We start from the raw sequence: 9,570 nt of genomic DNA, 5'->3' as shown, positions 1-9,570 counted from the left end.
TCGATGCCGTTGGTCTTGAAGACTTCAAGCGCACCAGCAAGAAGCCCGATTTCGTTCGATCCGCCCAATCCCGGGATCGACGTTTCGTACTTTTGGTCGGCGACCTCGCGCATCGCGTGCACGATCGCCGAGAGCGGCCGCATAATGCCATTGCGGACAGCGAGATAAGCCGTGAGACAAACGGCGCAAGCGAAGATGGTGATGGCAAAACAAGCCGTCAGAAAATAGGAGAATGCCGCCTGCGCGTCCTGGTAGATGTGCTGGGCGTGGTCGCGGGCCGGCCCGCTAAGCGCGCCGAACTCGGATGAGAGCGAGGTGATCTCCTTGTTGAGATAGAGGACCGCTACAAAGCCGGTGCCTCCGCCTATCGCGAGCAGGACTAGAAGAGAGGCGACGACCGCCCCAACCAAAAAGCGAATGGTCAATCTGCTATCGGAGAACATCGGCGCGCTTGTATCGGAGTTGAAAACAGGTGCGGGCAAGCTTTCAAACAAAGGTCAAGATTGGATGAAGTTTCCACATCGCAATCCCTGCGCGCCGCCTGCCGCCGCCTCAGTACAATTACGTAGGCCACGGTAGTTGCGAACAGCTCCCAGCAAGAAGTGGAGACGTCAGGACTTGTCCGCCGGGGTGTCGCCCGACATGAGGGCCGCAACCTTTGCTTCTTCTTCGGCCGAGAGTGGAGTGGGCAACTTCGACGCGCCTTCCGCCCGCTGGCGGCCTTGAATCCACAGCGCAATACCGCCAGCCGAGAGCGCCAGCGGCGTCAAGAACCAGAGCAGCCAGGTGTGCGAGTTGAGCCTGGGCTTCAACAGCACGAATTCGCCGTAGCGAGCGACCAGAAAATCCAGTACCTGCGCGTCGCTGTCGCCGGCGGCGATCCGCTCGCGAACAAGAAGCCGCAAGTCCCGCGCCAGCGGAGCCTCGGAATCGTCGATCGACTGGTTCTGGCACACCATGCAGCGCAGTTCGCGCGACAGATTGCGCGCCCGCGCCTCCTTGGCCGGATCCCTCATCATCTCGTCGGGCAGCACAGCGTGGGCTGTTGCCGCCGCCATTACGACCATTGCCAATGCGAGGAGTGCGCGTTTCAATGAATTACTCCGCAGCCTGCAATCCGCGATAGGACTTTGCCGGCTTCGGCGCACCGACGCGCAGGCGCCGGTCCGACAACGACAGCACGCCGCCGAACGCCATCAGCACCGGACCGAACCAGATCAGAAGCACCAGCGGCTTGTGATAGATGCGGACGGCAACGGAGCCGTCGGTACCGATGTCACCGAGTGAAATGTAAAGCTGGCTCGCTCCCCGGGAAAGCAGCGCGGCTTCGGTCGTGGTGGCACCACGCGTGGTGAAATTGCGTTTCGAGGGCGTCATGGTGGCGATCAGGCGGCCGTCGACCAGGACGTCGAATTTTGCCGCCATTTCGCTATAGTTCGGTCCCTGCCGCGGCGTCAGGCTTTCGAGCTTCAGGCTATAACCCGCGATGCTGGTAACATCGCCAGCCCTCATTGTGCGGATATTTTCGCTGTTCCAGGAGGTCTCGCAAACGATGCCAATCAACGCGATGCCGACGCCGGCGTGGGCAAACATCGTTCCCCAGGCCGAGCGGGGCAATCCGCGCGCCCGTCCCGCCGCGACACCAAGCGGCAGCCGAAACAGGCCGATACGTTCGGCGATATCGATCAGCGCGCCAACAATCACAAAGACCGCAAGCCCGATCGCGAGCGGCGCGAGCGTGCTCCCGCCGAACGTCCAGGCCCACACCAGAGCCAACGCAATCAACGCGGCGACGCCGGCCGCCATCAGGCGCTGAGCAGCACCCAGCAGGTCGCCGCGCTTCCAGGCCAGCATCGGCCCAAACGGCAAGGCGATCAACAGCGGAACGAATAGCGGCCCGAAGGTGAGATTGAAAAACGGCGCTCCGACCGAGATTTTCTCTCCCGTCATCACTTCCAGCGCGAGCGGATAAAGCGTTCCGATGAAGACCGTCGCGCACGCAGTGGTCAGCAGGAGATTGTTGAGAACAAGCGCACCTTCACGCGAGATCGGTGCAAACAGCCCGCCCTGCTTCAGCGACGAGGCGCGAAAGGCATAGAGCGAGAGGCTGCCGCCGATGAAGAGGCACAGGATCAACAGGATGAAGATGCCGCGCCGCGGGTCGTTGGCAAAGGCGTGAACCGAGGTCAGGACGCCGGAGCGGACCAGGAAGGTGCCGAGCAGCGAGAGCGAGAAAGCCAGGATCGACAGCAGGATGGTCCAGACCTTGAGCGCGTTGCGCTTCTCCATAACGACCAGAGAATGCAACAACGCAGTACCGGCGAGCCAGGGCATCAGCGAGGCGTTCTCGACCGGGTCCCAGAACCACCAGCCGCCCCAGCCAAGTTCGTAATAGGCCCAGTACGAGCCCATCGCGATACCGAGCGTGAGGAAAATCCAGGCGACCAGCGTCCACGGCCGCACCCAGCGTGCCCATGCCGCATCGATCCGTCCTTCGATCAGGGCCGCGATTGCGAACGAAAAGGAAATCGAGAAGCCGACATAGCCGAGATAGAGCATCGGCGGATGCACTGCGAGGCCGATATCCTGCAAGACCGGATTGAGATCCTGCCCTTCCATCGGAGGGTTGGCGATCCGCAAGAACGGATTGGAAGTCATCAGGATGAAAAGATAGAACGCGCTCGCGATCCAGGCCTGCACCGCCAGCACGTGGGCGCGAAGCGATATCGGCAGATTGTTGCCGAACATCGCGACCAGGCCGCCGAACAGCGCCAGGATCGACACCCAGAGCAGCATCGAGCCTTCGTGGTTACCCCACACCCCCGTGATCTTGTAGATCAGGGGCTTCATCGAGTGCGAATTCTCGACCACGTTGACCACGGAAAAATCCGAAGAAACGTGAAGCGTCACCAACGCCGCGAACGAGGCGGCCACGAACAGCAACTGGGCGACCGCCGTGGATCGCGCGACATTCATCAGCGCGACATCGCGCCAGCGCGCGCCCAGAATCGGCACGGTCGACTGAATCAGCGCCAGTCCAAAGGCCAGAACCAGCGCGTAATGCCCGCTCTCGGCGATCATCGGATCGCCTCCTTTCCAGCGGACGCCGCATTGGCGGCCGCTGCATTGTTGCTTTTCGACGCCGCGCCATATTCGTCCTTCCAATGCCCCTGCTTCTTCAGGGCATCGGCGACATCCTTCGGCATGTAGTTTTCGTCGTGTTTGGCGAGAACGGTGTCGGCCCTGAACACGCCGGATGCGTCGAGCGCGCCTTCCGCCACGACGCCCTGCCCCTCGCGAAACAGGTCGGGCAAAATTCCCCGATAGGAAACCGGCAGTTCTGTGCTTCCGTCGCTGACCTCGAAGGTGACCTTCAAATCATCGCCGCGTACCAGCGAACCAGGCTGCACGAGGCCGCCGAGCCGAAAGCGCCTGCCCGGCGGAATATGCCTTTCCGCAACCATCTTCGGCGTCGAGAAAAATACAATCGAATCGCGCATTGCACTCAGCACCAGGGCCGCGGCAACGCCGAGCACGGCGAGCGAGCCGCCAATAATCACCAAACGCCGCTGCTTGCGCGTCATTGATTGCCTCTTTTGTGCTGCCGGGCCCTGCCGCTGGTCGTGCTCATCCATCGAGCCCCAGATGCTTCAGGCCCTCGTTGAGCTGCTGGAGCCGCTCGGGATCCTTCGCCACTGCCTGCCGGGCGTCTGACGAGGCCGCTTTGGCCTTGTCGGCGTCGCCCAGCACCATATAGGCGCGGACCAGCCGCAGCCACCCCTCAACGTCGTCGCCGTTTTGTTTCAGGCGCGTCGCGAGGCGCTCGACCATGGTGTGGATCATGGCGCTGCGGTCGGTCTCGCTCATGTCTTTCGCCGCCGCCACCGCCTCCTTGGAAGGCCCAGGAACCGGCGGGCCGCCCACCCGCACGAGCGCTGCCTGAACCAGCGGACGCCAGGGCGCGTCCGGCGGCGCTTTGTCAAGCATGGCGCGCCAGATCGATGCCGCCTCGGCCGAGCGGCCGTCCTGTTCGGCGGCCAATCCCAGGAAATAGTTTGCTTTCACCTCATCGGCATTCAATGCGATCGCCCGCTCGAACTCGGTCTTGGCTTCCGCGGTCACGACCCCGCTGGCAGCCGCGACCAGGGCTTCGCCAAGATCGGCACGGCGATCGGCACTTTCTCCATTATAGGTGATTGAGTTGCGGAAGGCGCGGATGGCGTCATCCAGGCGCCCAAGCCTGGCATAGACGGGCGCAATGACACTCCAGCCCCGGCCGTCCGTCGGGTTTTTCTCAAGATGCTGCTCGACCTGCGCAATGAGGCTGTCCAGTGACTGCGTACCGTCGGGCGTGCGGCTGCGCTGGGCCAACGGGAAATCGGGCAGACCGGGCGAACCCAGCACCCCATAGAGCCCTACCGCGACCACCGGCAGCGCAACGAGCGCAACGAGCGCGGCTATCCGGCGCAGGCGCAGATTGGCACCCGAGGGCGGCTCTCTCTGATTGTCGGCGGCCGCCAGCAGTCGACGGCTGATCTCGACACGCGCCGCGACCGCTTCGGGCGGGTTGATGAGACCTGCGGAAGCATCGCGGTCAATCTCGTTGAGCTGATCGCGATAGACAGCCGTCTCACTGCCATCGGCTTGGACGCGACTGCCGCGACCGAGGGGCCACAGCACCGCAAAAATCGCTGCTGCCGTCATCAGCGCGAACACAAACCACAGCGTCATCAAGCGGGTTCCGGTGAAACGGCGCAACTCACAACGGCGCCTTACGGTCGCTTTACACCATAGGCACACGGGGCCGGCAATTGACAATTATCAATTTGAAGAGCCAGCCCTAAAATATTGGAATATTTCACGGAAAACTGATCTTGGGCCCCCGGATTCTGCTGTCGGGGAAAGCGGCGGCGCGGGATCGAGAACTATCCCGTGCGGGAGGATTTACGCTCCCCGGTCACGGCATTTTCCGCAGACCGGCTCATCAGCGCCGCATAATCGGCGCCGAACAGCACGTCACAAAAACGAATGGCCGCCGCGACCTGCATCTGGCGATAGGCCCGCCCAGTGCCCTCGCTGCCCCGCAGCGATTGCACCAGCGCTTCGGTCGACTGTTCGACATAATGCTGGAGTTCCGAATACGTCCGCATCGTGACTTCGTTGATCGCCAGTTCGCTCGCATAGGTCCGGCACACCGCGACGAACTCGATCAGAGCGGTGGTCTCGTCTACGTCTGTTGAGCTGATCGTGGCTCCGGCGGCGATGTCCTTGTCGGCGCGCTGGCGAAGCAGCCGCCTGACGCAGCCAGGCACACTATCGATTTCCGATTGCAGCGCGCTGGAGATGTCGGCGCGGATCGCCGCCAGCTGCTTACCCCAGGCTGAGTCGTTGCGGAGATCGAGTTCAGTCCGCAAGCCGCGCACGCCATCGTGAAGGGTCTTCAGATGCTCGGCGACCTCGCCGAAGCGGCCACGCCTGATATCGGCCCGCAAGGTTGCCGCAAGGCACGACAGATCGTGCAAAGCGATCGTGACGGCAATGCCGAAGGGAGTCGAGGCGACCCGCATCTCGTCGTCGGAAGATGCCATACGCACAGCCAGGCGGATGATCTGCCACGGCGCAGCCAGCCGCTGGATGACCATAGATAGCGCAAAGGGCAGGAGTTGAGGGCTCTGTAGGGAAGGAACATCGAGCGCGTCGAGGACCGAGGAAACCTGCATGTCATTGAAAATCCGCAGGTAGCTGGGAAGCCGGCTATTCAGGGTTTCCATCGCCTCGCGTGCCTGCAAGACAAGCGCGATCGACGGCAGATCCTCTACGACATCCGCCGGGCCAATACGCGAGAGCGTGCGGCGGTTATCGGTGCCGGGTCCGGGCTTCGCGGCGGCGTGCATCGCCTCCACCGCGGCAAGTTGAAGTTTCTGCGCCGCGGCTTCGATCTCGGGAGTCGTTCCGTTATCAGGCCCACGTGCGAGCGCCGCTTCGAATTCACCCGCGAGCGCCGGAGCCGCTTCACGCGCCAGCCAATGCCACACTGGCAGCAGCGACGAGCGGCGAATTTGCCCCGGCCGTCGCGCAGCGTTGGCTTCGATCAGGAACGGTTCCAGCGAATGGAACAATATCCGGGCCGGATTATCCGTACGCGGTCGCGCGTCGTCATTGCTGCCGCGCACGATCCTGCGCAGTTCTCCCAGCACGAGGTTGGCGACGGTGGCGTCCTCGCCGCGTTCGATGGCGCGCTCGAATTCCCTCATCAGCAGCGCCTGCGCGCCCGGCGATAGCCGGGCGAGATAGTCCCTCAGCCGTTCGATTGATTTCTGGCTCATGCGCCTGGAAAGCAAGCTTGAGTGGCGCGGAAGGCAAAAAGACGTCCGCTCGGCATAGTAGAAGCCAGCGCGTTAAGAAGTCGTTGAGGATGATCCATCAAAGAGGATTCTTCCAGCCGGATATCTATCCCAGGTTGCAAGTTCGGCGGCCTTTCACGCCGATGGTTCGGCGGCCTCTTAAGCCGCTGGCAGCAACAGTTCCGCTCGTAATCCTCCAATCGGGGCCCGGCCAAGAGAAAGGCTGCCGCCATAAAGTCCGGCAAGATCGACAACGATCGACAGGCCCAGGCCAGAGCCCGGCTTGGATTCGTCGAGCCTCTGGCCTCTGCGAGACACCTGGGCACGCTCTTTTTCCGAAAGGCCCCGCCCGTCATCGTCGACAAGAATTCGCAGCATCGCCGGCGCGCCGGGCTCCGAGCGCTGCTCGGCCAGGACCTCGATAGAAACACGCGAGGTCGCCCATTTGCAGGCGTTGTCGACGAGGTTGCCGACCATCTCCTCGAGATCCTGGCGCTCGCCGCGAAACTTTGCCTTTGATCCACCGAAAGCCTCGATGGCGATGCCGCGACCGCGATGAATTTTCTCCATGGTCCGGCGCAAGGCATCCACCACGGGACCGACCTCCGTGATGGTACCCACGACAGTGAGGCGAGCCGCAATCCGCGCCCGCTCCAGGTGGTGAGCAACCTGATCGCGCATCATGTCCGCCTGCTCGAGCACCTTGGAAGCAAACGGGTCGGAAGAATGGGATGTCGCCTCGTTGATGATCACCGACAGCGGCGTCTTGATCGCGTGAGCCAGGTTGCCGACATGGGTGCGGGCACGTTCGACGATTTCCCGGTTGGCGTCGATCAGCGCGTTGGTCTCGCGTGCAAGCGGCGCGATCTCGACGGGAAATTCCCCTTCCAGCCGTTCGGCACGGCCGGACCTGATATCGGCGATGGCCTCCGAGATGCGCTTGAGCGGGGCTAATCCAAAGCGGACCTGAAAAATAGTGGTCAGGACCAGGACGATGGAAAGCGCAATGAAGGTGCCGCCGAGATAGTAATCGAAATTGCGGGTCTCGTCGAAAATCTCCGAGGCGTCACCGGCGACATCGACGAGGAACTTGCCGTCGGCGCCGAGATCGACCGGCCGCTCCACCATCCGCAGCGTCTGGCCCTCAGGCCCCGCGACATAGCCAAGGCGAATGCCGGCCGCCGTGAGTTCGGCGCCGCGGTCCTCGAGCTTCGGCAGCTTCTTGTCCCATAACGAGCGCGACGCACGCACTTCATCCTTGTCGGTATCAGTGCGGATGATCTGCCAGTACCATCCCGATAGCGGGAGTTCGAACAGCGGTTCGCCCAGCGACTGAAACTGATGATCGGGCGGCTCGTCGGGCGTCGCCACTTCTGCGACCAGCGTCCGCAAATAGAGATTGAGCCGGCGATCGAAGGCCCGCTCGGTGGCATCGCGATAGACGGACGACAGGATCACGCCGGTGATCAGTAGAATGACGACCACCCAGGCGGTCGCGGACAGAAAGAGCCGGGTCGCAAGCGAACTGCGGCGCATCAGCGCATTATCCCGAACGATCTTCCGCGCGGCATCGACATGATGAACTACCGGGCGTCAAGTAGGCCAATGGCACACGATTCTAACATTTCCAACATTCGCGTGCCCGCTCACCGGCCGCTTTTGCGAAAGCTGGAATCCAAGACCATGAGCGGGTAGCGCCGAACAGAGCACAAGTGGAGAGGTTCGATCAACCGCGCGCTACGGGCGGCGTCAACAGATAGCCCAGTCCCCGGACGGTCTGGATGATATCCACATCCAGTTTCTTGCGGATCCGGCCAACGAACACTTCGATCGTGTTCGAGTCGCGGTCGAAATCCTGGTCGTAGAGATGCTCGACCAGCTCGGTGCGCGAGACCACGCGCCCGGTATGATGCATGAGATACTGCAACAACCGATACTCGTGGGACGTCATCTTGATTGGGTTACCAGCGACGGTGACGCGGTTGGTGCGGGTATCCAGCGTGACCGGACCACAGGTCAATTCAGACTGCGCGTGGCCGGTTGAGCGGCGCAGCAGCGCGCGGATGCGCGCCAGCACCTCCTCGAGGTGAAACGGTTTCGCGACATAGTCATCGGCACCGGCGTCAAAACCCTGGACCTTGTCGCTCCAGCGGTCCCGCGCGGTGAGGATCAGGACCGGCATCGAGCGGCCGTTCCTGCGCCAGGCTTCTAATACCGAGATCCCATCCATCTTCGGCAGGCCAATATCGAGCACCACAGCATCATAGGGTTCGCTGTCACCGAGAAAATGTCCCTCTTCGCCATCGAACGCGCGGTCGACCACATAGCCGGCGTCTGATAGCGCCGTGGTCAATTGGCGATTGAGATCCGGATCATCCTCGACGACAAGCAAGCGCACGCGGGTCTCCAAAATGTGTTATCAGCTCAGCATAAGATGAGCGCCGCCGTCGTGAACGGGCTATGAACGCCGCTGGCGCACCAGATTACTTTTTCTTCACAACGGCTTTCAACGGCATTTCTGCCGCAGCGCGGTAGCCGGACCGGTTAATGCGGGGCCGCGGCTCCCTTGACGACGATAAAGTCGATCGGGCCACCCGGTCTTTCGTCGGCAAAGATGCCGATGGTGAGGCGCCCCGTGCGCCATGCGAGCGTGTCTAGATTGGTTCGGCCCTCGAGCAACACTGGGCCGTCCGGGTCGTTATCATGGCCATGGACGACGTGGAGATCGCCGAAGCCTTCAGGCTGCCCCTTCGGATAGCGCTTCCACAACAGCGTCTCCTCCCGCTGAAGGTCCAGCGGAGCACCGGGATCGACGCCGGCGTGCACGTAGAGGCGATGGGCGTCGAGATGAAAAAGCCGCAAGCGGTCAAGCCACTCGAGATGGGATTGCGGCACACGGGCCGCCTCGCCGCCATAGGAAGCCAGCGCCTCGTCACCGCCCTTCGCCAGCCACTCCTTCATTTTCGAAGGGTCCCTGAGCGCCTCGACCATCATCGCATCGTGATTGCCCTTCAGCGTCACCAGCGCAAGCCGCTCGCCGACACCCCGCATCAGCCGTTCGATCACCCCCTTGCTCGCCGGACCCTTGTCGACATAGTCGCCGATAGTGACGACAGTGTCGGTTTCACCTTCGGAGCGGGCGGCAATTTCGGCAAGGCCTCTCTCCAGGAGATCGAGCCGGCCGTGGATATCTGGAATGACGAAGGTCTGACTCATGGCAATGGGT

General features: G+C 62.4%; 8 protein-coding genes and 1 pseudogene. All 9 read right to left on the bottom strand.

Annotation, left to right across the window (positions count from 1 at the left end):
* Positions 1–443 (bottom strand): HAMP domain-containing protein (locus NEZ08_RS07875; protein ID WP_367278388.1); only part of this gene is annotated, 443 nt, incomplete at its 3' end.
* Between the two features lie 168 nt (positions 444–611).
* The gene (locus NEZ08_RS07870) at positions 612–1,094 is read right to left on the bottom strand and encodes a cytochrome c-type biogenesis protein (RefSeq protein ID WP_298106018.1); all 483 of its coding nucleotides are present in this window, start codon (positions 1,092–1,094) and stop codon (positions 612–614) included.
* Between the two features lie 4 nt (positions 1,095–1,098).
* Positions 1,099–3,081, bottom strand: a complete 1,983-nt coding sequence (locus tag NEZ08_RS07865) for a heme lyase CcmF/NrfE family subunit (RefSeq protein ID WP_298106016.1) — start codon at positions 3,079–3,081, stop codon at positions 1,099–1,101.
* A 65-nt stretch (positions 3,082–3,146) separates the two neighbouring features.
* Positions 3,147–3,584: pseudogene (gene ccmE, locus NEZ08_RS07860) on the bottom strand (cytochrome c maturation protein CcmE); the annotation flags it as partial.
* Positions 3,585–3,627: 43 nt separating this feature from the next.
* On the bottom strand, positions 3,628–4,731 hold the full coding sequence (gene ccmI, locus NEZ08_RS07855) for a c-type cytochrome biogenesis protein CcmI (protein WP_298106012.1): 1,104 nt from the start codon (positions 4,729–4,731) through the stop codon (positions 3,628–3,630).
* A gap of 194 nt (positions 4,732–4,925) precedes the next feature.
* Positions 4,926–6,326: a hypothetical protein gene (locus NEZ08_RS07850; RefSeq protein WP_298106010.1), complete on the bottom strand. Its 1,401-nt coding sequence runs from the start codon at positions 6,324–6,326 to the stop codon at positions 4,926–4,928.
* A gap of 177 nt (positions 6,327–6,503) precedes the next feature.
* A complete protein-coding gene (locus NEZ08_RS07845; protein WP_298106008.1) occupies positions 6,504–7,880 on the bottom strand; it encodes a sensor histidine kinase in 1,377 nt (458 codons plus the stop codon).
* 190 nt (positions 7,881–8,070) lie between these two features.
* Positions 8,071–8,742 carry a response regulator transcription factor gene (locus NEZ08_RS07840; RefSeq protein ID WP_298106006.1) on the bottom strand — a complete coding sequence of 224 codons (672 nt, stop codon included), beginning with the start codon at positions 8,740–8,742 and terminating at the stop codon, positions 8,071–8,073.
* 146 nt (positions 8,743–8,888) lie between these two features.
* Positions 8,889–9,570 (bottom strand): metallophosphoesterase (locus tag NEZ08_RS07835; protein WP_298106004.1); only part of this gene is annotated, 682 nt, incomplete at its 5' end.

It is taken from the genome of Bradyrhizobium sp., from assembly GCF_027451485.1.
Taxonomy (GTDB): domain Bacteria; phylum Pseudomonadota; class Alphaproteobacteria; order Rhizobiales; family Xanthobacteraceae; genus Bradyrhizobium.
Note: the sequence above shows the minus strand (reverse complement) of the source record. Positions and strands in the feature narration are given on the sequence as shown.